Here is a 26,498-nt window from a genome sequence, read left to right on the forward strand (position 1 = left end):
CCGGGGATGTCAACATATCTGGCGTTGACTTTTGGCACGCTGTTGAGTTCTCAAGGAACGGACGCTTCCTTCGGACCGCCTTCCAGCGGACCCTCTGGGCTTCGTTCTTTCGTGTTTCCAGCTTATCAGACGTTTTCCGCTCCGTTTCCGGGGCTTCCTTCGTCCAACTCGCCGGTGTCTTCCGGGGCTTGACGCCCTGTCCGACGTTTCAAACTCTAGCCGCTCCCCGCTCCGAAAAGCGAATCGGCCGCAATCGACAGAACGAGCACGCCGAATAAGCACCGGAGCCGTTCCCGCCCATGGCAAGTTCGACCCGGCTCGAACCGGGAAGTGCTGTTTCTCGTGGATTGGCCGCTCCGGGACCGTCCGCGCCGATGCGTGTCCGGTGCTCCCTGGCGAGCGACTGGAGAACAGTACTCCTCCTCCGCGCCCACGAACAAATGCCCCGGTCCGGGCCGCCCGGCCGCGGGCGATGTGCCGTGAGCCGGGCCTGCTCACGGCACATCGGGCCTCAGGCCGCCCGGCTCGGCCGGGTGACGCGCTCGGCGACGGCGACCGTGGCGCGTCGCGACAGGATCCGGGGGGCCATCGTTCCGAGGCGGTTGAGCAAGCCGTCGACGACGCTCGGCCGGCCCTTCTGCAGGGCCGCCAGCGTGGTGGCGACGACCTGCTCGGGGCGACGTCGGATGCCCACCGCCGCATCCTCCCCCGCGACGTCGAAGAAGGGGGTGTCGGTGGCGCCGGGGCAGATGGCCACCGCCCGGACGTTGCTGCCACGCAGCTCGCTCGCCAGCGCTTCGGTGAAGGAGAGCACATACGCCTTGGTCGCGCCGTAGACCGCCATCCTGGGGATCGGCTGGAAGGCGGCCGTGCTGGCCACGTTGACCACCGCGCCGTGGCCCCGCTCGACCATGCCGGGCAGCAGCCTGGTGGTGAGGTCGGTGAGCGTGGAGCAGTTGAGGTGCACTTCCTCGGCGATCCGGGTCGGGTCGCTGGCGGCGACGGTACCGAAGGTCGCGAACCCGGCGTTGTTGATCAGGACGTCGACCGTCACGCCCAGCTCTTCGACGCGGCGCTGCAGCTCCGCCGCGGCCCCGGGGCGGGCGAGGTCGAGCGGGAGGACGTGCACGGTGACGCCGTGGGCCGCCGCCAGCTCCTTGCCGAGGACGTTCAGCTTCTCCTCGCTGCGGGCGACGACGACGAGGTCCGACCCGCGGGCGGCGAGCTCACGGGCGAAGGCGGCACCGATGCCGGTGGACGCTCCCGTGATCAGGGTGGTCTTGCGGGTGAAGTCCATGGCTCTCCTCATACGGCGTGACGCGGGCGGACCTCGGGGTCCGCTCACGCTCCAATGTAGTCATCGACAACAATGTTGTCAACGACTACATACTCGTATGCTGATGCCCATGCGAACCGGCCAGTACCACCACGGAGACCTCCGCGCCGCGCTGCTGGAACGCGCCGAACAGACGCTGCGCGAGCAGGGCGTCGACGCGCTCTCGCTGCGTGAGCTCGCCCGTGCCCTGAACGTGAGCCACGCCGCGCCCAGCCGGCACTTCAAGGACCGGCGCGCCCTGCTCGACGCCCTCGCCCTCACCGGTGTCCAGCGGCTGACCGCCGCGGCCCGCAGCGGTCTCGCCAGGAGCGGGGACGGCTTTCGCGAGCAGGTGTTCGCCATCGCCCGCGCCTACGTCGACTTCGCCGCCGAACACGGCGCGCTCCTGGAGCTGGCCTTCGCCCGCAAGCACGACCCCGCCGTCGCGGAGGGGCTGGAGCTGGCCTGGCAGCCGCTGAAGGACGACCTCCACGCCCTGATCGCCCGGGGTCAGCGCGAGGGGCGGATCCGGGCCGGCGACACCGACCGGATCGGCGACATCCTCTTCATCGCCGTCCACGGCGTGGCCACCCAGGCGGCGAGCGGCCGGCTCGCCGGCCCGGCCCTCGACCGGGTCTTCGACGACCTCCTCACCCACCTGCTCCGCGGCGTGGCGCCGAACCCCGGTGACGAGGCCCTGCCCGAGGCCGACGTCCCGACCTGCTGAGCCCCGACCCGCTGAGCCCCGACCCGCGTCCGGCCCGCATCCGGACCGTTCCGGCTGCGGGCCGGGCTCGCGTCCTCACCTGAACATGCGGTCGCCGCTGGTGGCCATGCGGTGGGTGGAACCGTGGCGGTTCACCCAGTCGCGGACCAGGTCGCGGCGTCCACGCCCGCGACGGTGTCGACCCGGTGCGCGATCGCGTAGACCGCCTGCCGGTGGTCGGCTGCCGCCGCCGGGGTCGCACCGACCGCGCCGACGCCGGCGATCCCGCACAGGGCCGCCGTCAGCGTCGCCAGCGTCCGCGGGCCCGCACCGCGCTTGGGGAGAGTGGTCACGAGGGCACTCCTTTCGGGTTTCCTGACGTGAACGTGTTAATCCCGCCAACCGTACGTCGGCGCACGGTCGACGGGCGATGAACGAACGACCTCTCCCCCAACGCGTCGATCGTGCATCGACGGTGACAGCACGTCAGATAACGGCGGCGCACCGAGACGGCCTCGCACCCCGCCGACCGCCGGATCAGGTGCGCTTGAAGAACTCCACCTCCCCCAGGGCGATGGCGCGGCCGGGGCCGGTCCCGGCGGCCTCGCGCACGGTGAGCTTCACCTGGACGACGTCGCTGATCCCGGTCGCCACGGTCTGCGGGCCCGGTTGGTCGTTGAGCGTGATCTCCTTCCGGTGCAGTTCTCCGTCCGCCGCCGTGACCTCCAGGGTCAGGACGGTGGGACGGGCCTGCTGCCGGAAGTGCTCCGGGTCCGTCGAGTCACCGGCGTGGATGATCAGGTCCACCAGCCGGAACGGGGTGCGGAAGCCGAAGGTGATGGAGTCCCCGACCGCGGGTGCGCCCCAGTAGGTGTTGGTGAGGCCGTCGTCGGCGGCGGTCGCGGGACGGCCCTCGACGGCGGCGCTCGCCGAGGTCTGGGAGGGGGTGATCGGCGCGGTACTGCCGAGCTTGTCCAGCACGTCCTGGAAGCCCCGCTTGCCGGCCGGGTAGAGCAGGATCCCCGCCACCACCACCGCGACCAGCACGATCAGGGCGATGGTGCGGCGCAGCGCGTTGCCCGACCCGCCGATCCGCGCCCGGCGCCGGAACGGCCAACGGGTGCGCCACCAGGGCACCATGGGCGCGGCCGGGGTGACGGTCAGCGGAGCGGCGCAGCGGCGGCAGAACTTCCGCTCGGGCAGGTTGGGCGTGCCGCACCGGAGGCAGGGCGGGCCGTCCTGGGACTCCGCCGCTCCGGACGCCCGGACGACGGGGCGGGGGGCCACCGGCTTGGCGGGTTGCACGGCCACCGGGTCGGCCTGCGGCTCGGGTGCCGGGGCGGGCGGCGGGGTGGGGGCGGGGGCCGGGGCGGATGCCTGGGCTGAGGCTGGTTCGGGGGCCGGTGCCGGTTCAGAAGCCGGTGGCCGCTCGGGAGTCGGCACCGGAGCCGGGGTCGCAGCGGCTGGCGGCGCCGGGACGGGAGCCGGCTCCGGGATGTCCGGGGTGGGCGGCTGTTCCCTCCGGCCGCGCGCCACCCGTCGCGACACGCTTCGCCAGGTGGATTCGGTGCGCGACGTCGTGGGCGCGGCGGGCGCGGCGGGCTCAGCGGGCGCGACAGGCCCAGCGGGCGCGGCGGGCTCGGCCGGCGCCGTCCCGGGCCCCGCAGTCGGCGCCGGCGGAGCCGCCGAGGTCACCGGAGCCGCCGGCGCCGCCGGGGCGGTGCTGCGCGACCACCCCAGGTAGGCACCGCAGTTGCCGCAGAAGTCGTCCCCCTCGCCGTTGACCGTTCCGCAGTCCGGGCACACCGGCATCCGTCAACCCTCCGCTCGCCCGGATGAACCGGGTGGACCGGGCAGGATCTCCACCCGGCAGGTCAGGTGGACCGGGCAGCCCGCCCTGACGACCGTCAGCACCTGCTCCTCGGCCGGCTGCTGGCCTCCCAGCGGCCAGACCCGGACCGTGACGTCACCACCGGACGCGACCGGCGGCACGGCGTCCGGGGCGGTGGACCAGGTGGCCCCGCCCCCGTCCACGACCTCGGCGCCCACGCCCAGCACCAGCCGCAGCCGCTCGGTGAGCCCCCGCCGGGTGCCGCGCCAGCGGTGCAGTTCGACCGCGCGCTCGACCACCGCGCGGCGCACCTCCACCGGCCAGGCCGGGTCGATGTCCACCGCGACCCAGGACGCCAGCCAGTCGACGAAGTCGGCCGGCGCCAGGCGGGGATCGAAGTAGGCGGGCAGGCTGTCCAGGGTGGTGAAGACCGGCGCGAGGACGGTGTCCAGACCGGCCGTGAACCGCTGGGCGAAGTCGTCGTCGGCGAAGAGCGCGGGCAGCAGGTCGCCGATCGGGTGCGGGCTGGGCAGTCCGGGGACCGCGGCGCGACTCATGCGCACCCCGCACCAACAGGCCGACACACCGCGACGGCGGACCCGCACCGCGCGGCGACGAGCCCGCACACCGCAGCGAGGGTCTCGCTCCGCGCGCTCACGACTGCCCGTCCTCGGCGACCGCGGTGACCACGACCTGGTGCTGGTGGGAGAAGACCAGGGCGTCCGGCGGCACCTCGACCCGCTCGGCGGGCGCGCCGCGCCGTCCGGTGATCGGGTCGGCCGGGAAGAGCCGCAGCTCCTCGACCCCGGCGACGGCGGCCACCCGTTGCAGGACGGCGAACACCTCCCCGTACTGCACCGCCCGGCCGAACGGCCAGCCCGCTCCGTCGGCACCGCCGCGCAGCGGGTTGAGGTACCCGTACAGCGCGGCGAGCACCGCCTCGCGGACCCGGTCGGGGTCGGTGGCGCGGGTGGTGAGCCGGGCGACCACCGTCACGCCCTGGTAGGCGGGCGGCTGGACGACGATCCGGGTGCCGATCAGGCGCCGCTCGTCGAGGGCGGTGGCGACGGCGGCCAGCGTCTGCTCGTCGGGGATCAGCTGCTCGAACCGCAGCCGTTCGCCGTCGTCCGCGACCGCGTCGGGGACGACGAGCACCCGCACCGTGCCCGCCCCCGCGCCCGCGTCCACTCCCGCCCCGGTGCCCGTGCCCGTGTCCTCGGCGAGCGGACTCCGGCCGCCGACCGGCACGCAGCTGATCCGGGCGGCGGACGGTGCGGCCTGCCGGGCGATCAGCTCGAAGTCCCCCGCGGTGACGGCCCGTTCCTGCAGCCTCAGCTGGTGCGGGGCGCGCAGCTTGGCGTTCTCCACGGTCTCGCCGTCGACCCCGCCCCGGGCCGCCTCGCGGTTGTCGACCCGGGCGACGTACGGGACGGAGCTGCGCAGCACCGTGATCGTGCTCCGGGCGACGTTGCCCGCGATCCCGCCGCCGGTGCGGTAGTGCGGGACACGCAGCCGGGCGCCCTTGGGCGGCACGGCGCCGAAGGCGCGCAGGCTGCCGTCGGGTTCCCGGACCGCGGGCGGGAAGAGGAACTCGCCGGTGGTGGCGTCGAGGACGACGTGCCGGTCGGCGGGCGAGGAGCCGCCGAAGTGCTCGACGACCGTCCACGGCTCCCATCCGTCGCCGGCCGCGACCTCGACCACCGGGGGTTCGCCGTCGAGCAGGACCGGCGGCCGGGCGAGGCCGAAGCGCTGGCCCGCGACCCCTTCCGAGGCGCCGAGCGGCGCGTCGGTGACGGTCTGCGCGTGGGCGACGGTCGCGGTGCCGCCGACCGTGAACACCTCGGCCCGGCGGATGGTGGGGGACTCGGAGTAGAACGGCTGGCCCGGCCGGGGCTCGGTGACCCGGCAGCGCAGCCAGCCGGCCCGTCGGCCGGACACCACCGACGCGGTGTGCCCGGCGGGCACGAACACCACCACCTCGCCGGGCCGGTTGAGGCCACCGGTGGTGTCGCCGCCGGTCTCGCAGCCGGTCCAGCGGGCGCCGTCCCACACCTCCCAGGCCAGCGGCGGCTGGCGCGGGTCGACGCCGACGCCCTCCACCCGGCTGTCCAGCCGGACGACCAGGATGCAGCGCGGCACGACGGCCGGCAGCGCGAAGAGCATGGCGTCGCCGGCCACCGGGCGGGGCTGGAAGCACGGCACGTCCGCGCCGTCGGCCAGCCGGGCCGTGCGGTCGCTCTGTTCGCCGGAGGCGCTGACGGTGACCAGCCGGTCCAGCGCGCTGGGGACGATCGGGAGGTCGTCGGCGGTGGAGAAGACCACCGCCTCGTCGGTCTCGGTGCGCAGGGTGGAGACCTCGGTGCCCGCCCGCAGCAGGACCGTCTCGGGCTGCGGGGCGGAGAGCCAGAAGTCGACCTCGGCCCGGGCCGCGGCGGGCGGGAAGAGCCGGATGCCCAGCAGGTCGAGGAAGGCCGAGTAGTTCTTCTCCGGGACCCGGTTCAGCCGGTAGAGCAGCTGGTCCACCAGGTAGGCGAAGGTCTCGATGAGGGTGACGCCGGGGTCGGAGACGTTGTGGTCGGTCCATTCCGGCGCGCGCTGCTGGACGTACCGCTTGGCCTCGTCGACGAGTTGCTGGAAGCGGCGGTCGTCCAGGTTCGGGGAGGGCAGTGCCATCAGCGCTCGCCCCCGGCCGCCGCGTCCGCCCGGTCCGTACCGGCCACCGTGTTCGGCTGCTCCGGGTGCTCCGGGATGGTGTAGAAGGGGAAGACCAGGTTGCGGCGGTCGTTGGTGGCGCGCACGGTGTAGTGCACGTCGATGTAGAGCGTGCCCTCGTCCACGCTGTCGAAGGCGATCACCACGTCGTCCACCTCGATCCGCGGCTCCCAGCGCTCCAGCGCGATGCGCACCTCGCGCGCGATCCGCCCGGCGGTGGTGCTGTCGCCCGGGGCGAAGACGTACTCGTGGATGCCGCAGCCGAACTCCGGGCGCATCGGCCGCTCGCCGGGGGCGGTGCCGAGGATGAGCCGGACGGCCTCGGCGATCTCCCGGTCCCGCTCCACCATGCCGATGCCGCCGGTGGCGTTCACCCGGAGCGGGAAGGCCCAGCCCCGGCCGATGAAACCGCTGGTCATGCGACGCCTCCGATCAGCACGTCGAACGCGCCGGAGGTGATGGTGGCGCCGCAGGTCGTCTTGTCCCCCATGCGGGCCGCGGGGAGGCCGCCGATCAGGACCACGCCCCGGGTCGCCGTGCCCACGGAGGGTTCGACCAGGTTGGCGGGGCCCATCTCCACGTGCGGGACGCAGGCGTGGATGCTGCCGACCACCGCGGCGGGCCGGCCGCCGATCAGCACGGTCGCCACGGCGAGGGCGCCCGGCGGCGGGGTGGTGAGGGCGCCGCCGTGGTCGGTGAGGTCGCCGGTCCGGGCTGCGGGAGGCATGTACGGTCTCCGTTTCCGAGGGTGCCCTGCGGGTCGCGGGCGCGGTGTCTGGTTCCGGTGCTCCGGCGTCGGCCGACGCGGTCGGAGCGGTCCGAGGTGGTCCGAGGTGGTCCGAAATGATCTGATGTCACGTCAATTGATGCGCACGAATGCCCCCTTGAGCACCGCCTCGGCTCCGCCGTCCACGGTGACCGCCGTCGTACCGCGGACCGTCACCGATCCGCCGCGCACGTTCACCTCGCCGGTGCCCGCGTCGAGGGTGATGCCGGTGGAGGAGAGCCGTACCGTGCTGCCCCCGCCGCCCGGGCCGTGGACGGTCAGCACGATCTCCCCGTTCTGCTGGTCGAGTCTGACCTCCAGCTTCCGGTCGCCGCTCGCCAGCCGGACGCCGGAGGCACCGCCCGGGACGTCCAGCAGTTCCAGGCGATGACCCGAACGGGACACCAGGGAACGGCGGTTGACCTTGCCGGAGCCCGGGTCGACCAGCGGCACGTCGTGCGCCGAGGGCCGGTCCACGCCGTTGTAGAGCCCGCCCAGCACGTAGGGGCTGTCCAGGTCGCCCTGCTCGAAGCCCACCAGCACCTCGTCGTTGACCTCGGGGCTGATCACCCCGCCCCCGCCGTGGCCGCCCCACTGCACGGTGCGCACCCAGTCGGAGACGTACGTGTCGTCCAGCCAGGGGAACCTCAGCTTCACCCAGCCGCGCTGCCCGCCGCCCGGCTCCCGGACGTCGGTGACCACGGCGACGGCCAGGCCCGGCATCCGCGGCCCGCGCGGCGGCGCGTTGCCGCCGGTGACCAGCCCGGCCAGGGAGCGGTCGGGCGACGCGCTGACCACCACGGTGCTCCGGTAACCGCGGAACGGTTCGAGCAGGTGGCGCACGCCGGTGACGGTGTAACGGCCGGAGAAGGCGGCACCGACGTTCCCCAGCGCGACCGGGGTGCCCGCCCGCAGCCGCGGGTTGCCCTCGGCGACCGCCTCCAGTTCGCCGAAGCCGGCCGCCACCGTGGCGGCCAGCGACCGGGCCGCGGCGGTCGTCTCCGCCTGCGTGCGGTACGGGGTGTCGGCGACGGTCAGCCGGGCCCGGCCGGGGAAGGCGGCGGCCGCCTCGGCCGGGCTCATCCCCGGCAGCACGGTCCGCGAGGCCACCGACGGCTCGGTGGCGACCAGGGCGCTCTTGGTGGTGACGTTCCAGCCCCGCGCCTCGACCGTTTCCGCGCCGCCCGCGCCGGTCAGCACCCCGCGCAGTTCCAGCAGGTTGCGGCCGTACTCCAGGACCAGCGGGCTCTGCGGCGCCGGGGTGGTGGGGGCCGGTGCGCCGGAGGCGGGCTCGGGCCGGACGAACTCCAGCCGCCCGTCGTCGTCCACGCGCACCTGCGCGCCGCTCTCCTGCGCCAGGAACTGGAGGAACTCCCAGTCCGGGACGTTCGCCTGGGACAGCTGCTGGTGGACCACCGGGAAGGGGTCGATCCGGCCGCAGGCCAGGCCCGCGCCCGCGGCGACGGCACGGACGATGTCGGCGGTGGTCATGTTCCGGAAGGCCTTCACCCGGCGCCCGCGCATCAAGCGGTGGGTGACCGCCGAGGCCCGCACCACCGTGTACGAGCCCGTGGTGTCCACCTCCAGCTCCAGCGCCGTCACCTCGCCGGTGAACAGCCGCACCCGGGTGTGGCCCTGCACCGTCACCACGGACACCCGCAGCGGGGTCCCGATGGTGATCCCGGTCGTGGAGAGGAAGGTGTGGTTCGCGTCCCGGAAGCTCAGCACCGCGGTGTCGGGCAGGCCGACGCTCTCCTCGATGTCGCAGGAGACCAGCTGGGTCGCCCAGATCGGCGGCAGCGGGCCCGGCGCCTCGACCACCGGATCCGCGGCGAAGGAGCGGCCGCCGCGGGCCTCGGGGGTGGTCATGACCGACCGGCCCGGGTGAGCTCGCCGATCTCCGGCACGATCAGCTCCGTACCGGGGACCAGGGCCAACGGGTCGTCGATGTCGTTGGCCTCCGCGATGGTGCGCCAGGCCGTCGCGTCCCCGTACGCGCGCCAGGCGAGCAGCGGCAGGCTGTCCCCCGCGATCACCCGGTGGGTGCTGCGGGCCTCCGGCGAACCGGAGGTCGGGTTCTGGCCCGCCGGGTCGACGCTGGCCTCGTCGATGGTGAGCGAGCAGACCGCCCGGAGCGGACTGCCGTTCACGTCGAAGAGCGAGTAGGTGACCGAGAGGCCGGTCAGCACCCCGTTGAACGAGGTCGTCTTCAGGGTGCCCCAGTCCAGCCGGATCCACGGACTGGCCGGCGTCTTGCGCGCCAGGCTGGTCGGGGTGGGCACGCACGCCGTCATCAGCTTCTCCACCGCCCGCTCCACCGAGTTGTCGTGGGTCGCGGTCGAGTCCAGGAACACGTCGAGGGAGAGCGAGCGCGGGCCGCTGCCGACGAACTCGGGCAGCGCGGACTCGCCCGCCATCCGGGACGGCGTGCGCCGCCACTCGGTGCTCTTGCGCAGCACCAGGGTCGCCGGGTTGAACTGGAGCCGGAGCTGCGCGAGCGTTCCACCGGGCTGGGCGCCGACCGTCGACGGGGGCTCCATGATGGTCAGTTGGGCCCGGGTGACGCTCGCGGGGACCGCCGAGGACATCCTGGTGCTCCTTACGTGGGTGCGTGGGTGGGGCGGGCTGGTGGGCGGCTCGGGAGTGCCACGGTAGTGGCGTCGGAGCCGCGCCGGAGTGGCGCGGGAGTGCCGGATGAGGGTGGCGGGGCGACGGCGTCAGGACGGGCGCAGGCCCGCGTGGGCGATCTCCAGGGTCTCCATCGCGGCCTGGGAGTTGGAGGGGTCGAAGGACGGACCCTCCCAGCGCACCGGGACGATCCCGAGCACCTGCCAGCCGACGATCCGGCTCAGGTCCGGCCGCAGCGCCACGATCTCGCCGTCCTTCGGCTCGACCTTCCGGACGATCTCACCAAGCCAGCGCGCGATCTTGGTGGTGTCCGCGGTGACCGCACGGGTCAAGGTGATGTTCGACCAGGTGATGCGGCCCGGCAGCTGCCAGGCGAACCCGTTGTTGCCGCCCTCCGCGTACTGCTCGATCTCGACCTGGGCGCCCAGCCCCGAGCAGGTGGTGAACTCGCCCAGGTCGTTGCCGCCGATGGTCAGGCTGAAGAACACACTGGTCGCGAAGATGTTGTCGGTCATCTGTTCCGCATCCTGATTTCTGGTTCGTGCTTCCGGTCGCGTCGCGGCGGCCGTCGGTCGACCGCCCTGCCCTGCTCTGCTCTGTCGTGCGCTGTCCTGCCGTTCGCTGTCCTGCCGTTCGCTGTCCTGCCGTTCGCTGCTCTGTCGCGGGCTGCTCCGTTTCAGCGGCGCCCGTCGTGCGGTCGGCCGCTGCGTTCCCGCCCCCTGCGCAGTTCGGTGCGCAGCAGCCGCCCGACCGGTTCGACCAGACGCCGGGCCAGCTCGTCGAGGTCGGCGGCGCCGTGGCCGGCGGTCTCGGCCGACGGTCCGCCGGGGTGCGACGGGGAAGCGCTCCGGGAGGACGAGCCGGCGGGCGGGGCGGCCGTCGGGGCGGCCTGCACCGTGGTCGGCGTGCGGGCCGGCACGGCGGTCAACGGCACCCCGGACAGGCCCGCCTGCTCCGCCGCCCGCTGCAACACCCGCGCCGTACCGGGCGAGGGCGGCGTGGGCGGGCGCAGCACGGGTGAGGGCGACACGGGTGAGGACGACACGGGCGCGGGCGCGGCGGGCAGGGCCGTCCGTACGGAAGGCGCGCCGGTGGCGCGCGGCACGACCGGCAAGGGCGCCGCCGCCGGGACCAGCGGCTCCGCCGACCCGCCCGGGCCCGGCTGCGCCGGGGACAGCTGCGGGGCCGGCCGGAGAACCCGGGAGCCGGCCGGGAGTCGCTGGAGCGCCGGGGCCGTCGGGGGCGCGAGCCGGACCACCGGCGGGCGCGCTGCGGGCAGCGAGGCGGGGCCGCCGGGCTCCGGGCGCCCTGCGGGCGTCGGTGGTCCGGCCTGCCGCACGGACGGGCGGCCCGTGCTCGGAACGCCGCCCGGTGGCGGTTGGCCCGTCGACGGCACCGGGCCGCCCGGGGTCGGCACCGCGACACCTGGACGGCCGGGCACGACGCGCGGCGGGACCATGGGCCCGACCGCAGCGGGTCGGCCGCTCACCACCGGGCTCCCTTGCGCCGACGGGCGATCCGGTGTCCCTCCGACGTCCGCCCGCGCCGACGAACGCCCACCCCGCGCACGCTGCAGCACCGCAGCAACTCCACGCACCGCGCCCGCGCCCGCGCCCGTGCCGGACGAACGATCCGGCACCGGACTCCCCTGCGCCGACGGGCGATCCGACGTCCCTCCGCTGTCCCTCCGCCCCGACGAACGCCCACCTCGCGCACGCTGCAGCACCGAAGCGACCGCACGCACCACGCCCGCACCCGCATCCGCACCGGCCGAGGGACCTCGCCCCACCGCGACACCCGAAGCGCCGGACCGCGAGGAACCGCTCTGCGACGCCGACGGCCCGACGAAGGCACGGCCGTCCCCCGGACCGGGCGCATGCCGCGAACTCGTACGCGAACGCGCACCCGAGCCCTGCGGAACGGCCGCAGGCCCGCGTGCCCGGCCGCCGGGCGCCGTCGGTTCGGCACCCGGTTCGCCGTCCGTGCGCGACTGGAGCGCCCTGGGCCAGACGGCCGGCACCACGGGTGGGGCGGGCGCGAGCGCGGCCGTGCCCGAGCGAGCGCCGCTCCCGGTCCCGCTCCCGGTCCCGCTCCCGGTCCCGGCCGCGGGCGACATCGGCGGGGCCGCGAGGGCGAACCTCATCGGGCGCTCACCGATCAGTCCACGCCTCGGACCGGTGAGTGCCCCGGTTCGCTGCACGCTCCGGACTCCGGTCACCGGGCGCGCAGGAACCACCGGACCGGCGCCGCCGCCGGTGGGTGCGCCGATCCGGCCGGGTGCCCCGGCGGGGCCGGCTGGTCGTCCGGCCGGGGTCGCGGGAGCGACGGGCTCCGGCACGATGCCCGATCGGTGCTCCGGTCCGGCGTCGGGCAGTGGCGCGTCGGTCCGTCCCACCGGCCGAGCCGGTTCGCTCCCGCTGCGTTCCGAACTCATCGCGCGCGCCCCGGAATCGGCGCCGGCCGAGCTGTTCCGGCCTGCCGGCCGTCCGTCATCGTCACGCGGAGAGGGAGCTGTCGACCCTGCCGGGAGCTCGCTGCCGCGCCGGGTGACGCGCTGCACGCGCGGCCCCTCGTCCGCCGCAGGCGCCGACGGCCCAGCGGCGGTAGTGGAAGCGGACAGGTTCGCACCACCGACGGCCGGGCCGTCGCCGGGAGTCCGGCCGGCACGGTGCAGGGGCAGTCCCTCACCGGCCGGCGGCACCGGGGTGGCGGGCCTGCCCCGCGCCGCCGCGCCGCCCCCGGTGCTGTCACCGGTGGCAGCACCCGACGTCGGGCCGGTGATCCGTCGGGCCGGTGGCCGCCCGCCGAGCAGCGGGGCGGTGCGTCCCGGCACGGCGGCCGTCGCAGGCAGCGCGTCAAGCGGCGCGCCCAGGCCTCCGCGCGTGCGGGCGGGCGACGGGTCCGGACGTACCCGCCCGGTACGTTCGGGGCCCGACGACGGCGTGGACGACGGCGTGGACGACTGTGCGCGCACGGACGTGCCGGCCCCCGACACTGCGCGCTGGACGGGTGCGGTTCCAGCGGGCTCACGGCCGCGCTGCTCAGCGGCCGCACGGGTGTGCCGGTCAGCGGTGGCGTCGGGCCCGCCCGCGCCGGTCCCGGTGGGCCCCGGGCCGGCAGGAACGACCGGCATGGGCGAAGTGCCTGAGTCGGCGTCAGAAGGCTTCGGGCGGAGCACGGGTGTGGCGCTCGCGGGCAGCGAGGTCAAGGGCGCGCCGAGGACCGGTCGGGCCGGCGCGGCAGTACCGGGGACAGCAGTGCCGGGGACGGCAGCACCGGGCAGGGCGGCTCGTTGGACGACCCCGTCCGGCTGCCCGGCCGACGCGGGCGCAGCACTGCCCACCGGCCTCGGGGCCGGATCCGGAGCCGGAGTCGGAGTCGGAGCCGGAGCCGGAGTCGGAGTCGGAGTCGGCCGCACGACAGCCTCGCCGCTCTCGGGCGAGCGCGAGCCGTCGGCCGGATCCGTTCGGCGACTCGATGCCTCGACGGTGATACCCGGCGTCCCGCCCGATGTCGGGACCACCGCCACCGGGCGCACGGGCAGTGCCCGGGGGCGCCGCGCCACGGTCAGGGGCGCGCCGACGGAACGGGGCCGCACCGGGCGCGCCGGGCCGACCGCCTCACCCTGACGCGGGGAGGCGACGTCCCCACCGGGCGCCGGCGCAGTACCGGCAGTGTCACCGGTCGCGGCAGTACCGGCAGTACCGGCAGTACCGGCAGTGACGGCAGTGACGTCCGGAACGGCCGATCCCCGGGCCGACCCCGGCCCCGGCGCCGACCCCGCCCCCGCCCCCGAGCGCGAGCCTCGCGGCGCCGACCGCACGGGCAGCCGCCGCACCGCGCCGGCCCGCTGGACCGGCCACGTCCGCCTCGACTCCCCCGCAGCCGCCGTCGGTTCCGCTTCTCCGACCCCGAACCCCGCGTCCCCGGACCCGGCCTCCGCGGGTGCATCCGCAACGACCGGCATCGCCGGCCCGTCCCCGCCCGCGACGGTGGCGGCCGGGGCGACCGGTACCGCCATCGCCCGCAGGATGCCCACCGGCGCGGACGGCAGGACCGCGTGGCCGAGCGGGCCGCTCAGCGAGGGGTCCTGCCACGAAGCGAGGCGGGACCGGAACCTCAGGCCGTCGCTGACCCCGTGCGCCTGGCCGGCCAGGGTCGGGGTCAGCGGCCGTACCGCGCGCCATCCTCCGTCCCCCGTCGGCGGACGACGCCGAGCGACGCCCTCGGCACCACCGACGTCGACAGCCCCGGCGCCGGCGGCGCCGGAGTCACCGCGCGCGCCGCCGGTCGCCATCCCGACCGCCGCCCCGGCCGTCGCTCCCGTCGCCACCTCGGCCGGCCTCCGGCGGCCGATCCAGTCCCGAAGCCCCACCCGGCTCACCCTCCTTCGCTGACACGGGTGTTGAGCCGGGCGATCTCGCGCACCCACTGCCCGCGTTCGCGGTGGGTCAGGTCGAGGATGTCCTCCCGCTGCCAGTGGAAGTGGTAGGCGATGTACGCGATCTCCTCGTACAGCCGAGCAGGCGCGTACGTCACGATTCCCCCAGGCGCCCACCGGCGAGGTCGACCTCGAAGGCGCCGTCGCAGTGCGGGCAGGTCACCGCGGCGCGCGTGTGGCCTTCGCTGTTGATCCGCTGGTAGAGGTCCTGGAGGAAGGCGACGTCGGTGGCGTACATCCGCTCGACGATGCCGGCGTGCACGTCGGTGATGTCGCCCAGCCTGGTGATCACGTGACTGAGCAGCACCACGCTCAGGTAGGCCGGGTTCTCCTTGACCCGGAGGTCGATCTGCGGCATCAGCTCGTCGCGGGCGGTGGCCAGGCGCATGGTGCCGTGCCGGTGGACGGTGCCCTCGTCGTCGACGTAGCCGAGCGGCAGCTCGAACTCGAAGGCGGTGTGCGGTGCCTGCCCCCGGGAGCCGGTCGCTCCGGCCGGTCCCGGCGCCCCCGCCGAAGCCGCCGGCTGGTGCTGCTGCTGTTGCGACGCGGCGCTCTGCGAGGCCGCGGCCGGGGCCCGTTCCAGCAGTTCGTCAAGGCCGATCCGTCGCCTCACTCTACGCTGATCTCCTCGAACACGATGGTCACGGTCTCCGTCGCGGCGCTGGACTCGCCCGCGGTGAGCGTGGGGCCCTCCCAGCGGCTGGCCCAGGCGTTGGTGAGCTGGATCCGCCGCAGGGTGGCACCGGTGGTGTCCTTGACCTCGATGGTGAGGTTCTGCCGCGCGGTGTTGATCGCCCCGTTGTTGAGGGTCTCCTTGATCCAGGTCGTGAACGCGCCGCTCTTGTCGAGGCCGCGGGTGATCGTCACCTCGCCGGGCAGCCGGGCGCCGGGCTGCTTGCGGACGATCAGCTTGCCCTCCTGGGTCACCTGCTTGTACTCGACGACCTCCTGATCGACCGTCAGATTGCTGATCTCCTTGACGGACTCGACGTTGTAGCCGCCGAGTTGGACGCCGAAGATGTGTGTGGAGAGCGGATCGCCTTCAGCCATGGTTCGTTGTCACCTTCCTGGGTGCCGTCGGATGCCGACCTGATACCGACCACGCGCCGGTCACTCGTCGACGAGGCTCGTGCTGTCGGAGAACTGGGACAGCCGGAACACCACGAACTCCGCCGGCTTCACCGGAGAGACCCCGATCTCGCAGATCACCTGGCCGAGGTCGACGGACTCCGGCGGGTTGTTCTCGCGGTCGCACTTGACGTAGAAGGCCTCGGCCGCGGTCTGGCCGAACAGCGCCCCGCGCCGCCACTCCTCGGTGAGGAACGCGGTGATGTTCCGGCGGATGCTGGACCACAGCCGGTCGTCGTTGGGTTCGAAGACGACCCACTGGGTCCCCAGGAGGATGGACTCCTCCAGGTAGTTGAAGAGCCGGCGCACGTTCAGGTAGCGCCAGGCGGGATCGGAGGAGAGGGTGCGCGCGCCCCAGATCCGGATGCCGCGTCCGGGGAAGGCCCGCACGCAGTTCACGCCGATCGGGTTCAGCAGGTCCTGCTCGCCCTTGCTGAGGCGGATCTCCAGGTCCACGGCACCGCGGATGACCTCGTTGGCCGGCGCCTTGTGCACGCCGCGCTCGGCGTCGCTGCGCGCCCACACCCCGGCGGCGTGCCCGCTCGGCGGGACCAGCACGTTGCGGCCGCTCGCCGGGTCGAAGACCTTGATCCACGGGTAGTACAGGGCGGCGTAGCGGGAGTCGAAGCCCGCCTCCTCGTTGCGCCAGGTCCGCATCTGCTGGGCGTTCAGGCCGGGCGGCGGGTCCAGGACGGCGATCCGGTCGCCCATCTGCTCGCAGTGCGACATCACGGCCAGCTGGACGGTCCGCAGGCCCTCGCCGTCGAGGTCGCCGCGCTGGTAGGCGCTCATCAGGTCGGGGACCGCGACCATGGTGATCTCGTCGATCGCCTCCAGTCCGGAGAAACCGGTCCGGGCGGCGGCGTCGCCGACGTACTCGGCCGGGTCGAGCCGGCCGGCGGGGGCCGCGGTCGGCGCGGTCGGCGCGGGCGCCGGGGCGGCGGCGAGGGCGTGGGTCGCGCGCTCGGGGCGGCTCGGCGCGGTGCCGGGCTGCTCGACCACCGCGACCAGCTTCGACTCCCGCAGCTGGGTGACGACGTACCCCTTGGTGCTCTTGCGGGTCGAGACGTCGTGGGTCTCCACCACCTCGGCGCCCCGGCGGACCAGCAGGCGGAAGCGGTCCTCGGGGACGTTCTCGCCCTCCACGTCGGCGATCTCGACGGACACCTCGCCGCCCGCGCCGGGCAGCGCCGTGAAGAGGAAGCCCGCGATCGCGACGGGCGCGGGCGCACCCACGGCGGCAGCGGCGGCCGGGGCGGCGCCGGAGGTCCGCCGGGCCGGGTCGCCGACCCGTACGACGTAGGCGGAGCCGCCGCCGTTGGCGAAGAAGCCGTACACCGCGTGCGCCAGGTAGGTGCCCTCGGTGAACCCGCCGAACCGCTGGACGTACTGGTCCCAGTTGGTCACCAACGTGGGCTCGTGGAAGGGACCGGTCTCGGCGAAGCCGACGAACGCGGCGACGGCGGTGCCGACCCCCTCGATCGGCCGGGCACCGGACTGGACCTCCTCCACGTACACGCCCGGGGTGAGGTAGGACGGCATGCGCGCTCCTTCGGATGGCCGGGTCATTCGCCCCCGAGTCTGCTGCCCGGGCGCCGCCCGCGGACATGTCCCCGGGTCCCGGACCGGGGGCAGGAACGGCTGCCCCCGGCGGGCACCCCGACGGGTCCGCGCGGACGCGGCCGGTTCTCCGCCCGGTCGATCACCCGCACGGCGACGCCCGGTCGATCGCCCGAGCACCGTCGCCCGGCCGGGCGGACGGGTCAGCGGCGCCCGGCCTCCCCGAGGACGCCCAGCCAGGGCCCGAACTCGCTCTCCAGCACCAGCCGGCCGAGCTTGCGGTACTCGCCGACCACCGCGGCGACCAACTGCGCCATGCCCAGCGGAGCCCCCGCCCCGGCGGCCAGGTAGGCCGCGGAGACCGCGCAGGCCCGGATGGAGCCGCCGGTGAGTTCGAAGTGCCGGGCGCAGAAGTCCAGGTCGAGGTCGTCGCCGCGGGGCAGTCGCGGCCCCAGGCAGCGGTCCCAGAGCACCCGCCGCTGCGCCTCGTCCGGCAGCGGGAACTCCGCGATGACGTCCAGTCGCCGGGTGAAGGCCTCGTCGAGGTTGGCGCGCAGGTTGGACGTCAGGACGGCGATCCCCTCGAACGACTCCATGCGCTGGAGCAGGTACGCCGTCTCCACGTTGGCGTGCCGGTCGTGGGCGTCCTTGACCTGCGAGCGCTTCCCGAACAGCGCGTCCGCCTCGTCGAACAGCAGGACGCCGTTCACCTGCGCGGCCTCGGTGAAGATGCGTTCCAGGTTCTTCTCGGTCTCGCCGATGTACTTGTCCACGACGGTGGAGAGGTCCACGACGTACAACTCCATGCCGAGTTCCGCGGCGACCACCTCGGCCGACATCGTCTTGCCGGTGCCGGACTCGCCCGCGAACAGGGCGATCACGCCGTTGCCCCGGCCGCCGCCGGGCCGCATCCGCCAGGTCCCGAGCACCTGGTCACGGTGCCGGGCCCGCAGCACCAGCTCGCGCAGCCGGCCCGCGGTGGGCTCGGGCAGCACCAGGTCGGCCCAGCCGACGGCGGGTTCGATCCGGCGGGCGAGCCGGGCCAGACCGGCGGCGTTCTGCGCCCGCACCGCGGCCCGGACGTCCTCGGCGCGCACCGGGCGCCGCTCGGCGGCCGCCGTCCGGACCGCCACCGCGGCGGCCCGCTCCAACTGCTCCTGGTCCACCCGGTAGGCGGCCACCGCCTCGGTCAACTCCTCGCTCAGCGGCGCCGGTTCACCCTCGTCCGGCCGACCGCCCAGGGCCCGGGCCCAGCGCGCGGCCCGACCGTGCGCGTCCGGCGGCGGGACGGTGACCACGAGCGGACTCTCCCGCGCCCAGGCCGGGTCCCACACCTGCGGGCCGTGCACGATCAGCGGGATGCCGGCGAGTTCCGCGCACAGCTCGCGCAACAGGGCGGCCCGCTCGGGCCGTTCGGGTTCGAGCCGGTCCAGCGGGCCGAGCACCACACCGCCCCCGCCCAGCCGCGCCTCCCGGGCGATCGCCCGCACGGTGCCCGGCGACGGGCGGGCGGCCAGCGCGACGGCGTCCACGACCAGGGGCGCCCGGCCGTCGGCCGCGAGGGCGGCCACCGCCGGCCGGACGGCGTGCCCGCCCCGGTCCAGCAGGTGCACCAGCCCGCCGGTCGCGGCGGCCGCGTGCACCCGGTCGACCAGCTCCGCGGCCGTGCCGGTGCCGGTCGCGCCGGTGCCGGTGCCGCTCGGGCCGGTGCCGGTGCCGCTCGGGCCGGTGCCGGTGTCGACCGCGGCGGCGCCGACGGCGGCACGGCGGGCCAGTCCGGCGAGCGCGCCGTCCGGCTCGTCGTCGCCGAGCAGATGGGCCGTCACCCGGTCCGGCACCCGCAGGGTGCGGGAGAGCAGCGGACGCTCCGGCTCGGCGACCTCCAGGAGGCCGCCGGCGATCAGCGGGGCCCGGACCGCGAACCGGGAGCGGCCGGTGCCGCCCGCTCCCGGCAGTCCGCACAGTTCGAGGGCCAGTCCGATGGTCGCCCGGCGTCGGGTCAGGTCGTCGTTGAGGTAGCCGTAGAGCTGTTCGAAGCGGGTGTCGAGGTCGGGGGCGAGGGCCACCAGCAGGAGTTCGACGTCCACCGGGAGCAGCCCGAAGGCCGTGCCGAGCCGCGCGAGCCGGGAGCCGGGGGGCGGCGGGGCGGGGCCGTCACCGAGGGCCGCGCCGCCGTGGCCGGACGCGGCGGGGGCCGCCAGGATCCGCTCCACCGCCTCCGGGCCGAGGTACTGGCCGCGGTACGGGTCGTCCGGGTCCGGGTCGTCGGCCCGGCGCTCGCGCACCGCGGCCCGGACCCGCTGCTCGACCCGGTGCAGCCGTTCCCAGAGGTGGTCGGGGCCGGCGTCGTCCACGGCCGACCCGACCGGAGCGACCGAACCGACCGACCCGCCCGGAGCCGTCGACGAGGCCGACCCGAGGTCGATGCTCATCGCGCCCTCCCCCTCCCCCGCGCCCGGCGGCCCGGCGGCAGCACGCGGTCCCGGGGCGCGGCGAAGCCGTCCGGCCCGGGGTCGGTACCGCCGTGGTAGCGCAGGCGTCGGCCCGGACCGTCGGCGGGCGCGGCGCCCTCCCCGGGAGTGGAGCCGCCGTCCCGGCCGGTGTCCTCCACGTGCACCACCAGGCCCTCGGTGACCGGCGGCCCGGCGGGGGTGCGCCCGCCGGGCAGCGGGGCGAGCACCCGGACGTCGATCGAGGGCCGCAGCTCCCCGCCGAGCGCGGACCACACGTCGGACACCGACGGCAGGCCGGTCTCGCGCCCCGCGATGTCGAGCTCGACGGTCAGTCCGAGCCGCGCGAGCGTCCCGGTGAGCGTCCGGGCGGGCAGCGCGTCCACGGCGGCCAGGCACTGCAGCACCTCGGCCAGCAGTCGGTGTTCGTCCTGCGGCCGGCTGGTCCAGACGGTGACCAGGTAGGCCAGTTCGAACCAGCGGGGCGCGGCGCGGTGGCCGACCACCATGCCGTCCGCGTCGTGCTCGGCGACGGCGCCCGCCTGCCGGCGGTCGGTCTCCTCGCGGATCCCGTAGAGGAAGACGCTGACCGTCGGCGCGGTACGCCGGGCGGCGAAGTCGCTGGTGGGCGCTTCCAGGACCACCTCGACGCCGCGTTCCGGCAGACCGGTCTCGGCGAGCAGCAGCCGCAGCGCCTCGTCGACCTCGTGGATCACCGGCGCTCCACCTCCCCCGGCGGGCCGATGCTGCCCTCCACCACGAGGAAGGGGGTGGTCACCGGGGAGAAGCCGGGGCCGTCGGCGGTGATGGTCCGCGGGCCGGTCTCGTCCTTGGGGAGGATGAGCAGCTGGCCGGCGAAGGTCCCGTCGGCCCGGGGGTAGGTGGGCGCGGCCGCGGCGGTGATGCCGGGCTGCCAGGTGAACCGCACCGGGACGCCGGGCGGGAAGTCCACGCCGCGGACGGAGGTCACGAAGCCGGGCTTACCGATCGGCGGCACCGCGATGATGCGGGGCTGCAGGACGCGCAGCGGGGTGCTCGCCAGGTGCCGCCCCGGGTCGGCGTCGGTGCCGGTGGTGGTCAGCTCCGCGGTGACGGTGGTCTGCAGCGCCGCCACGGGTGACAGCACCACCCGGACCACCTGGCTGCCGCCCGGGGACAGGTCGGCCAGCCGGCAGGTCCCGGCCCGGCAGCCCGGGGGCAGCGCCTCGGTGGGCACCCCGGCGGGCAGGCCGAGGGAGAGGCGCAGTCCGGTCGCGAGGGCCTGGCCGGTGTTGCGCACGGTGTAGCTGACGGTCACGTGGCCGCCGACGTAGCCGGGGTTCGGCTGGGCGTCGACCGACACTCCGGGGCCGGCCGACGGCGGCGGGGCAGGTGCCGGGGCGGGTGCCGGGGCGGGTGCCGGGGCGGGTGCGGGCGGCGGTGGCACGGGGGTCGGCGTGGCGGTCGGCGGCGGGGTCGGGCTCGGCGGCGCGGACGGCGAGGCGGACGGCGAAGCGGAGGGGGACGGCGTCGGTGACGGCGACGGCGGGTCCAGCACCGGCAGGACGGTCCGGGCGGAGTCGTCCCCGGGGTTCGGGTCGACCACCGTCCCGGTGACGCTCCAGCCGAACTCCCGGTTGCCGGGGCTGGTGCCGATCAGTCGGGCGGTGATCTTGACCGCCGCGCCCGGTACCAGGGTGCCGAGGTCGCACCGCAGCGCTGCGGCGTCGCACTGCCCGACCGGGGTGGTCAGCCCGCCGAGCCGGGCGCCGGTCGGCACCGAAGCCGTGAGGACGGTGCCGGGCGAGGGCGCGGGGCCCTTGTCGGTGACGGTGATCGTCACGTCGGCGCCGCCGCCGACCGGGACCGCGGGGGTCCGCCCGGGTGCGCTCAGTGCCAGGTCGACGGACTGCTGGACGGCCGGCTCCTTCTGGCGTCCCGGCAGCCGCCGGTCGAGCGGGGTGAGCGTGCCGGCCGCGAGGTCGTAGACGGCGAGGCCCTCCGGCGAGTTCGGGGGCAGGGCCCGGCGGGAGGTGAGCACCAGCTGCGCGCCGTTCGCCGTCCAGGCGACGTCGCGGGGCTGGAACGGTCCGGTCTCGGAGGTGTCGGGCAGCGGGCGGGTGCAGGCGTCCCGCTGTCCGCGGAGCGCGGTGGGCAGGACGACCGTGCAGTCGCCGCCGGTCGGGGAGATGACCAGCACGCCGTCCTGGTGGTTGTTCCCGCCGTCACCGGCCTTGCGGTTGAAGGCGACGCGCCGGCCGTCGGGCGCGAACACCGGGCTGTCGTCGATGACGTTGCAGCGGCCCGGGCAGACCGTCCGGCTCAGGTCGGTCTGCCGGGTGAGGTCGTCGGCGGGCACGGTCCAGACGTGCCGGTTGCCCGCGTTGCCGTTGACGACCTCGCTGCGGGAGAAGGCGATCAGCCTGCCGTCGGGCGACCAGTAGGGCTCGCCGTCGGAGGCGCCCGGTTCACCGGCGGGCGGCTCGACGGTGCCGACGATCGCGCCGGTGGACACCTGGGCGATCAGGATCCGCCCGGGCCGCGCCGGTTGCCGGGCGTCGCCCGGGGAGCTGCGGCTGAACACGATCAGCCGGCCGTCCGGGGAGAAGGAGGGGTCGGTGTCCCGGTCGAGCGGGCCGCGCCCGGCGAGGTCCAGCGGGTGCGGGTCGGCGCCGTCGGCGTCGGTCAGCCAGATCCGCTGGATCCGCCCGGCCGGCGAGTCCTCGTAGCGGGTGACCACGATCTGCCGGCCGTCGGGGGTGTAGCCCTGCCGCTCGTACCAGGGGTCGTACCCGGGGCGGGGGTGGAAGAGCGGGTCGGCCGCCGGATCGGGATCGGTGGTGGTGTCGGCGGCCGGGTCCTCGGTGAGCACGCTGACGCCGAGGTCGCGCGGGTCGGTGCCGTCGGGGCGGACGTCCTCCAGGTCGGCGATGTTCGCGGCGGCGGCGCTGGTCTGCTCGACCACCGGGCCGCCGCCGTTCTGGGGGCCCAGCCAGGTCGGGGTCGCGATCAACCGGTCGGTCCGGTAGAGCAGTTGGGGGTCGTCGCAGGAGCAGGTCGGCGCGCGGTACAGGTTGACGACCGGTGGCACCGGCGGCTTGGGCGGCACGGGCGGCTGCGGCGGGTCGGCGGGGGTGAGCAGGTCGGCGCTCAGGAAGAGCACCCCGGTGCCGTCGGCCAGCCAGGCGGCGGAGCCGGTCCGCCAGGTGGAGCCGGTGCGGAGGAAGAAGGGCTTGTCGCCGCCGGTGGGCGAGGTGAGCATCAGGGTCCGGCCCTGGTCGGCGCCCTTGTCCCAGGTGTAGACGATCTGGTTGCGGTGCGCGTCGTCGTCGACCGGGTTCCAGGCCGGGTCGACGGCGTCCCCGGTGGTCACGTCGGTGACCTTGACCGGCGCGCCGCCGGTGAACGGCCGCAGGTAGATCTGGGTGTGCGCCGGGTCGCCGGTGCAGGCGTACGCGACCCACCGGCCGTCGGGCGAGACGGTCGGGTGCGTCTCGTCGGCCGAGCCGTCGGTCAGTCGGCGCAGCCCGCTGCCGTCCCGGTTCACCACCCACAGGACGTGCTGGGGCCGTCCGCCGGGCCCGGCCTCCACGGCCTCGAAGACGACGGCCTTGCCGTCCGGGGCCGGCGCGGGGTGGGCGGTGTCCATGCCGGTGGTGAGCCTGTGCACCGCGCCGGCCGCGTCGCGCAGGTAGACCTGGGGCAGCCGGTCGTCCCGCAGGCTGGTGAAGACCAGTTCGTCGCCGCGGGCCGAGGGGTCCCGGTCGAAGTGGACCGGGCCGGGCCCGAACAGCGGGGTGCTGGCCGCCGCACCGGTCACCCGGCCGAGGCCGCGGTGGTCGGTGCCGGCGAAGACGATCCGCCCGCCGGCCGGCTCGGCGGCGGCCGCCGGGGCCCCGGGGGCGCCCTGGCCGCCGGGGGCGGCGATGCCCGGGGTCACCACGGCCGCCGCGAACGCGAGCAGGACCGCGACGGCGGCCCGGACCGGCCGCCGGACGGAGCGGGGGGTGGCGGTGGCGCCGATCACGCTCGACCTCACAGGTTGGCAGGGGCGGTCCCCCGCAGTCTCCCCGGCCCGGGCACCCGGGAACAGAGCCCGGACGCCCGGGCCGGGGGTAACGACCGGTGTCCCCGGAGGGCAGCCGGCCACGGCCGTCCGCCCCCCTCAGATCAGGCCGCGCCGCATGGCGTACCCCACCGCGTGCGCCCGGTTGCGCAGCCCCAGCCGCGTGATGATCTCGTGCAGCACGTTCTTGACGGTGCGTTCGGAGTAGGAGGTCCTGGCGGCTATCTCACTGGTGTCGAAGCCGTCGGCGACCAGCCGGAGCATCTCCGCCTCCCGGGCCGTCAGGGTCGACAGGGTCAGGCCCCGCCCGTCGAGCATGGTGCGCTGGAGCATCCCGATCCGGTCGAGCAGTTCGCCGAGCAGGTCCCCGGGCATCACGCCCTCGCCGTTGGCCAGGGCGGTGATGAGGTGCACCAAGCGGTCCTGGTCCGCCTCCGAGCGGCGCAGCACGGCGGCGACCCCGCACTCGACGATCGTCTGCAGCCCGCCGGCCTCGAAGTGGCCCACCACCAGGCCGATCGCGCCGGAGGTGGCGAGCCGCAGCCGGCGCAGGTGCTCGGCCACCGCCTCCGTCATGGCGTCGACCACCAGCAGGGAGACCTCCGCCCGCGCCGCCTCGCTCTCGCTCAGCAGCTCCACCTCGGGCCGCTGGCGCAGCTGTTGGACCACGCCGGTCTGCAGGATCAGGTCCTCCGCGTAGACCGCCACCCGCACCTGGCCCGGCTTCCCGCGCACGTCGGCGGAGACGGCCGGGCCGACCGGCCCGGTACCGCCGGGCAGCCGGGTACCGGCGGACGGGCGGCCCGTACCGGACGGACCGGCACTGCCGGACGGACGGGCGGTGCCGGGCGCGCGGGCGCTGCCGGGCTGCGGCGGCACCAGGGCCCGCAGCGTGGTGCCGGCTTCCTCACGGCAGGTGCGGGACGTGTCGGTCGTTGTCATCGAACTACTCCATTCTCCAGTGGACCTGTCGTGGTGACGGCCGGTCGCCGCCGCGGGGCGGACCCGGCCGTCGGCCCGGGCGGTGCGGGCGCCGGACCCGCCGAGTGCCGGCGCGGACCCGCCGAGTGCGGGCGCGGACCCTCCGAGTGCGCCGTGCCGACGCCGGGCAGGGCCGGTCCGTCCCCGCGGGCAAGGGCCGTGCCCACAGCTTGCCCGCACGGCCCTCTCCGCCGGCCCGCCGACAGGCCTACCGTCACGCTATGACCACATCCGCCGAACTCGGCCTGCCCGCGCTGACGGTGGCGCCCGGTGGCGTGGCCACCACGACCCTGACGGTACGCAACGATCTCGACATCGTTGAGGCGTACTCCCTGGAGGTGGTCGGCGACTGCGCCGCGTGGACGACGGTCGAGCCCGCCCGGATCTCCCTCTTCCCGGGGACCTCCGAGACGGTGACGGTGCGTCTGTCCCCGCCGCGGTCGCCCGCCGCACGGGCCGGCGAGTTCCCGCTCGGCATCCGGGTGCTGCCGGCCGAACGCCCCGAGCTGGTGACGGTTCCCGAGGCCGCCGTCACCGTGACACCGTTCCACGAGCTGCAGGCCGCGCTCGCACCGCGCCGCCGCCGCGGCTGGCTGCGCGGCCGCTACCGGGCCTCGGTGCGCAACCTCGGGAACGCTCCCGGCACGGTGGTCCTCACCCCCGGCCAGGCCGGCGAGGACCTGCGGTTCCGGGTCACCCCGGAGCGGCTGCGCCTCGAACCCGGCGAGTCCGGCGAGCTGCGGCTGCAGGCGCGCACCCGCAGGCTGATCTGGTTCGGCAAGTCCGCCACCTGGCCGTTCGAGGCCACGGTGGGCCCGCAGGACACCCCGGACCGCGCGGGCGCGGACGGCAGGGGCCCGGACGGCAAGGGCGGCCCGGACGGCCGGGGCGGCGCGGACGGCAAGGGCGGCGCGGACGGCAAGGGCGCCACCGAGCGCACTTCCGCCCCCGCCGATCCTGTGACTGTCCATCAGCATCCGCGCCTGGACGGTGAGTTCATCCAACTTCCGATCCTCCCCACATGGCTGCTCGCTCTCCTGGCGGCGTTGCTCGCACTGCTGCTGGCCTGGTTCGCCCTGGTCCGCCCGGCGGTTCGCAGCTCCGCGAAGCAGGCCGCCGAGCAGGCCGTCGCCCAGCAGAGCGCCACCCCCGCCCCGACCGCCGGCGCCCCCGAACCCGGCGCGCCGACGGCCTCCCCGGGCGGGAGCCCCGGCGGCCAGAGCAAGCCGGGCGCCGGCCAGCCGAGCCCCGGCACCGGCGGCGGCAACTCCGGCCCGGGCGGACCGGCGGTGCCGGGAACCGGCCGGCAGAGCTCCGCCACGATCGACGTACAGAGCGCCAACGCCGCTTCCGGCGTGGGCAGTTACCAGGTGCCGCACGGCAAGGTCTTCGACGTCACGGACATCGTGGTCGCCAACTTCCAGGGCGACCAAGGGCTAATCACCATCACGGCCGGCAACCAGACGATCACCACGATCGCCCTGGAGACCTTCCGCAACCAGGACTACCACTGGGTGACCCCCATTCAGGTCTCCGAGGACCAGGCGGTGACGGCGAGCGTGACCTGCGAGTCCCCGGGCACCCCGGCCTCGGGCAAGCAGGCGGCCACGTGCCACGAACTCCTCAACGTCAGCGGCGCGCTGAGCGACCTCAGGCCGGGTAACTGAATCGGCGTACAGCGTGACCTTCCCTCTCCGGGCAACCGGACCGGAACGGTGTGCCTGGCGCCCCGATGATGCCGACGAGTCCCTTTCGACCCGTTCGTCTCCGATCTCTGCCTCCCGTATCTCCCCCCACATCCCGTGATCATGTCAACACGGCGCAAAGGGCGGCCCGGTCCGCGCCCCGGTCCGCGCCCCGCCGACAACGCCTCAGGACCGCACCAGCCGGGCCCGGTCTGCCCTCCCGGGGCAACCGAACAGGTCCCCGCAGGGC

The 26,498-nt window shown here is 75.4% G+C and carries 22 protein-coding genes; 3 read left to right on the top strand and 19 right to left on the bottom strand.

Going from position 1 to position 26,498, the window contains the following annotated elements:
• Positions 1–511 precede the first annotated feature (511 nt).
• Complete coding sequence (locus AB0Q99_RS32050; protein ID WP_363577379.1) at positions 512–1,297, bottom strand: SDR family oxidoreductase; 786 nt, start codon at positions 1,295–1,297, stop codon at positions 512–514.
• A 109-nt stretch (positions 1,298–1,406) separates the two neighbouring features.
• Between AB0Q99_RS32050 and AB0Q99_RS32055 the strand changes: the two genes are divergently transcribed.
• Positions 1,407–2,042: a TetR/AcrR family transcriptional regulator gene (locus tag AB0Q99_RS32055; protein WP_363577381.1), complete on the top strand. Its 636-nt coding sequence runs from the start codon at positions 1,407–1,409 to the stop codon at positions 2,040–2,042.
• Between the two features lie 131 nt (positions 2,043–2,173).
• Here AB0Q99_RS32055 and AB0Q99_RS32060 read toward each other — a convergent pair whose 3' ends face one another.
• Together AB0Q99_RS32060 and AB0Q99_RS32065 are read right to left on the bottom strand one after the other, a co-directional pair.
• Positions 2,174–2,374 carry a hypothetical protein gene (locus AB0Q99_RS32060; RefSeq protein WP_363577383.1) on the bottom strand — a complete coding sequence of 67 codons (201 nt, stop codon included), beginning with the start codon at positions 2,372–2,374 and terminating at the stop codon, positions 2,174–2,176.
• A 184-nt stretch (positions 2,375–2,558) separates the two neighbouring features.
• Complete coding sequence (locus AB0Q99_RS32065; protein WP_363577385.1) at positions 2,559–3,332, bottom strand: zinc ribbon domain-containing protein; 774 nt, start codon at positions 3,330–3,332, stop codon at positions 2,559–2,561.
• 256 nt (positions 3,333–3,588) lie between these two features.
• On the opposite strand from AB0Q99_RS32065, the gene AB0Q99_RS32070 reads away from it, so the two are divergent.
• Positions 3,589–3,765 (top strand): hypothetical protein, encoded by a 177-nt coding sequence (locus AB0Q99_RS32070; protein WP_363577387.1) that lies wholly within the window; start codon positions 3,589–3,591, stop codon positions 3,763–3,765.
• Between the two features lie 71 nt (positions 3,766–3,836).
• Here the strand turns inward: AB0Q99_RS32070 and AB0Q99_RS32075 are convergent, their stop codons facing one another.
• The 16 genes from AB0Q99_RS32075 to AB0Q99_RS32150 all read right to left on the bottom strand — a co-directional run bounded on the left by AB0Q99_RS32075 (position 3,837) and on the right by AB0Q99_RS32150 (position 24,524).
• The gene (locus AB0Q99_RS32075; protein ID WP_363577389.1) at positions 3,837–4,409 is read right to left on the bottom strand and encodes a phage tail protein; all 573 of its coding nucleotides are present in this window, start codon (positions 4,407–4,409) and stop codon (positions 3,837–3,839) included.
• 97 nt (positions 4,410–4,506) lie between these two features.
• Positions 4,507–6,525: a putative baseplate assembly protein gene (locus AB0Q99_RS32080; protein ID WP_363577391.1), complete on the bottom strand. Its 2,019-nt coding sequence runs from the start codon at positions 6,523–6,525 to the stop codon at positions 4,507–4,509.
• The gene (locus AB0Q99_RS32085; RefSeq protein WP_363577392.1) at positions 6,525–6,983 is read right to left on the bottom strand and encodes a GPW/gp25 family protein; all 459 of its coding nucleotides are present in this window, start codon (positions 6,981–6,983) and stop codon (positions 6,525–6,527) included. The genes AB0Q99_RS32080 and AB0Q99_RS32085 overlap by 1 nt, the downstream gene beginning before the upstream one ends.
• Positions 6,980–7,291, bottom strand: a complete 312-nt coding sequence (locus AB0Q99_RS32090; RefSeq protein WP_363577394.1) for a PAAR domain-containing protein — start codon at positions 7,289–7,291, stop codon at positions 6,980–6,982. The genes AB0Q99_RS32085 and AB0Q99_RS32090 overlap by 4 nt, the downstream gene beginning before the upstream one ends.
• Positions 7,292–7,423: 132 nt before the next feature.
• Positions 7,424–9,199 carry a VgrG-related protein gene (locus tag AB0Q99_RS32095; RefSeq protein WP_363577396.1) on the bottom strand — a complete coding sequence of 592 codons (1,776 nt, stop codon included), beginning with the start codon at positions 9,197–9,199 and terminating at the stop codon, positions 7,424–7,426.
• The gene (locus tag AB0Q99_RS32100; RefSeq protein WP_363577398.1) at positions 9,196–9,918 is read right to left on the bottom strand and encodes a LysM peptidoglycan-binding domain-containing protein; all 723 of its coding nucleotides are present in this window, start codon (positions 9,916–9,918) and stop codon (positions 9,196–9,198) included. The genes AB0Q99_RS32095 and AB0Q99_RS32100 overlap by 4 nt, the downstream gene beginning before the upstream one ends.
• Positions 9,919–10,047: 129 nt before the next feature.
• Entirely contained in the window at positions 10,048–10,473 is a 426-nt protein-coding gene (locus AB0Q99_RS32105) for a phage tail protein (protein ID WP_363577400.1), read from the bottom strand.
• Positions 10,474–10,634: 161 nt separating this feature from the next.
• Positions 10,635–10,988: a hypothetical protein gene (locus tag AB0Q99_RS32110; RefSeq protein WP_363577402.1), complete on the bottom strand. Its 354-nt coding sequence runs from the start codon at positions 10,986–10,988 to the stop codon at positions 10,635–10,637.
• Between the two features lie 3,350 nt (positions 10,989–14,338).
• Positions 14,339–14,497 (bottom strand): DUF6760 family protein, encoded by a 159-nt coding sequence (locus AB0Q99_RS32115; protein WP_167344238.1) that lies wholly within the window; start codon positions 14,495–14,497, stop codon positions 14,339–14,341.
• Entirely contained in the window at positions 14,494–15,012 is a 519-nt protein-coding gene (locus AB0Q99_RS32120) for a hypothetical protein (protein ID WP_363577404.1), read from the bottom strand. The genes AB0Q99_RS32115 and AB0Q99_RS32120 overlap by 4 nt, the downstream gene beginning before the upstream one ends.
• Positions 15,009–15,449: a phage tail protein gene (locus AB0Q99_RS32125; RefSeq protein WP_189917863.1), complete on the bottom strand. Its 441-nt coding sequence runs from the start codon at positions 15,447–15,449 to the stop codon at positions 15,009–15,011. The genes AB0Q99_RS32120 and AB0Q99_RS32125 overlap by 4 nt, the downstream gene beginning before the upstream one ends.
• Positions 15,450–15,509: 60 nt before the next feature.
• Positions 15,510–17,069 (bottom strand): phage tail sheath family protein, encoded by a 1,560-nt coding sequence (locus tag AB0Q99_RS32130; RefSeq protein WP_363577406.1) that lies wholly within the window; start codon positions 17,067–17,069, stop codon positions 15,510–15,512.
• 221 nt (positions 17,070–17,290) lie between these two features.
• Positions 17,291–19,519: an ATP-binding protein gene (locus AB0Q99_RS32135; RefSeq protein ID WP_363577408.1), complete on the bottom strand. Its 2,229-nt coding sequence runs from the start codon at positions 19,517–19,519 to the stop codon at positions 17,291–17,293.
• Positions 19,516–20,253, bottom strand: coding sequence for a DUF4255 domain-containing protein (locus tag AB0Q99_RS32140; RefSeq protein ID WP_363577410.1), 738 nt, complete (start codon positions 20,251–20,253; stop codon positions 19,516–19,518). The genes AB0Q99_RS32135 and AB0Q99_RS32140 overlap by 4 nt, the downstream gene beginning before the upstream one ends.
• Positions 20,250–23,543 carry a hypothetical protein gene (locus tag AB0Q99_RS32145; protein ID WP_363577412.1) on the bottom strand — a complete coding sequence of 1,098 codons (3,294 nt, stop codon included), beginning with the start codon at positions 23,541–23,543 and terminating at the stop codon, positions 20,250–20,252. The genes AB0Q99_RS32140 and AB0Q99_RS32145 overlap by 4 nt, the downstream gene beginning before the upstream one ends.
• A 138-nt stretch (positions 23,544–23,681) precedes the next feature.
• Positions 23,682–24,524 (bottom strand): LuxR C-terminal-related transcriptional regulator, encoded by an 843-nt coding sequence (locus AB0Q99_RS32150; protein ID WP_363577414.1) that lies wholly within the window; start codon positions 24,522–24,524, stop codon positions 23,682–23,684.
• A 260-nt stretch (positions 24,525–24,784) separates the two neighbouring features.
• Here AB0Q99_RS32150 and AB0Q99_RS32155 point away from each other — a divergent pair, with 260 nt between their 5' ends.
• The gene (locus AB0Q99_RS32155) at positions 24,785–26,230 is read left to right on the top strand and encodes a hydrolytic protein (RefSeq protein ID WP_363577416.1); all 1,446 of its coding nucleotides are present in this window, start codon (positions 24,785–24,787) and stop codon (positions 26,228–26,230) included.
• Positions 26,231–26,498 lie beyond the last annotated feature (268 nt).

The sequence above is a fragment of the Kitasatospora sp. NPDC086791 genome (assembly GCF_040685975.1).
Lineage (GTDB): Bacteria > Actinomycetota > Actinomycetes > Streptomycetales > Streptomycetaceae > Kitasatospora.

Coding starts and splice junctions, on each gene's coding strand:
- AB0Q99_RS32080 (WP_363577391.1), bottom strand. CDS start 6,525: ATGGCACTGCCCTCCCCGAACCTGGACGACCGCCGCTTCCAGCAACTC.
- AB0Q99_RS32150 (WP_363577414.1), bottom strand. CDS start 24,524: ATGACAACGACCGACACGTCCCGCACCTGCCGTGAGGAAGCCGGCACC.
- AB0Q99_RS32085 (WP_363577392.1), bottom strand. CDS start 6,983: ATGACCAGCGGTTTCATCGGCCGGGGCTGGGCCTTCCCGCTCCGGGTG.
- AB0Q99_RS32130 (WP_363577406.1), bottom strand. CDS start 17,069: ATGCCGTCCTACCTCACCCCGGGCGTGTACGTGGAGGAGGTCCAGTCC.
- AB0Q99_RS32075 (WP_363577389.1), bottom strand. CDS start 4,409: ATGAGTCGCGCCGCGGTCCCCGGACTGCCCAGCCCGCACCCGATCGGC.
- AB0Q99_RS32090 (WP_363577394.1), bottom strand. CDS start 7,291: ATGCCTCCCGCAGCCCGGACCGGCGACCTCACCGACCACGGCGGCGCC.
- AB0Q99_RS32095 (WP_363577396.1), bottom strand. CDS start 9,199: ATGACCACCCCCGAGGCCCGCGGCGGCCGCTCCTTCGCCGCGGATCCG.
- AB0Q99_RS32100 (WP_363577398.1), bottom strand. CDS start 9,918: ATGTCCTCGGCGGTCCCCGCGAGCGTCACCCGGGCCCAACTGACCATC.
- AB0Q99_RS32155 (WP_363577416.1), top strand. CDS start 24,785: ATGACCACATCCGCCGAACTCGGCCTGCCCGCGCTGACGGTGGCGCCC.
- AB0Q99_RS32125 (WP_189917863.1), bottom strand. CDS start 15,449: ATGGCTGAAGGCGATCCGCTCTCCACACACATCTTCGGCGTCCAACTC.
- AB0Q99_RS32055 (WP_363577381.1), top strand. CDS start 1,407: ATGCGAACCGGCCAGTACCACCACGGAGACCTCCGCGCCGCGCTGCTG.
- AB0Q99_RS32050 (WP_363577379.1), bottom strand. CDS start 1,297: ATGGACTTCACCCGCAAGACCACCCTGATCACGGGAGCGTCCACCGGC.
- AB0Q99_RS32135 (WP_363577408.1), bottom strand. CDS start 19,519: ATGAGCATCGACCTCGGGTCGGCCTCGTCGACGGCTCCGGGCGGGTCG.
- AB0Q99_RS32105 (WP_363577400.1), bottom strand. CDS start 10,473: ATGACCGACAACATCTTCGCGACCAGTGTGTTCTTCAGCCTGACCATC.